Genomic DNA, 854 nt, shown 5'->3' with positions numbered 1-854 from the left:
GCAGACCATGGTCCGCATCTACGACCGGGTCATGAAAAGCAGCAAGCAGCGCCGCTACTATGGCGGCAGCGGCTTCTACAATTTCGGCTATTGGGCGACGGGCGCCGCGTCGCAGCGCGAAGCCAGCGAGGCGCTTGTCGACACGCTGCTGGCACGGCTCCCGGACAAGGGCGGCCGGATCCTCGACGTCGCCTGCGGGCTCGGCGCGTCGACCAGGCGTCTGCTCGCCTCCTACCCGCCGGAGGCGGTCACTGCCATCAACATCTCGGCCGCGCAGGTCGCGACGGCGCGCCAGAATGCGCCCGGCGCGACGGTGTTGCAGATGGACGCCGCCAAGCTTGCCTTTCCCGACGCGAGCTTCGACGCCGTGATCTGCGTCGAGGCCGCCTTCCACTTCGATACCCGCGCCGCCTTCCTCGCGGAAGCCTTGCGCGTGCTCAAGCCCGGCGGCGCGCTCGTGCTCTCCGACATCCTGTTTCGCGGTTTCACCGCTCCGGTCGCCGACCGCCTCGGCGTGCCGAAGCCCAATCTGGTCCCGGACATCGTTTCTTACCGGGCGCTCTTCGAGGCCGTCGGCTTTCAGGATATCAGGGTCGAAGACAGGACTGACGACTGCCTCGGCGGCTTCCGCCGCAGCCTCGTCGCATGGCCGGCCTCGGAACGGGGCAAGGGCGCCATGAGCCTGAAGTCCAGCCTCGGCACCGCCCTCGTCTGCCGGTTGATTGCCGGCTATTTCGGCGCTGTCTCCAAGGCCTATCTCCTGGTCTCGGCACGAAAGCCCTGAGGCGAGGGCCAGTCCGGGGCCTCATCACATTTTGGTCATTTCCGCGAATCCTGATGGCGCCGCCATAATT

General features: G+C 67.1%; 1 protein-coding gene. It reads left to right on the top strand.

The features are described from left to right. The coding region (locus EN781_RS33400; RefSeq protein WP_145965821.1) for a class I SAM-dependent methyltransferase at positions 1-784 on the top strand (784 nt) is incomplete at its 5' end. Between the last annotated feature and the right edge of the window lie 70 nt (positions 785-854).

Source organism: Mesorhizobium sp. M4A.F.Ca.ET.090.04.2.1, assembly GCF_003999085.1.
Lineage (GTDB): Bacteria > Pseudomonadota > Alphaproteobacteria > Rhizobiales > Rhizobiaceae > Mesorhizobium.
This window is presented reverse-complemented; position numbering and strand designations above follow the sequence as displayed.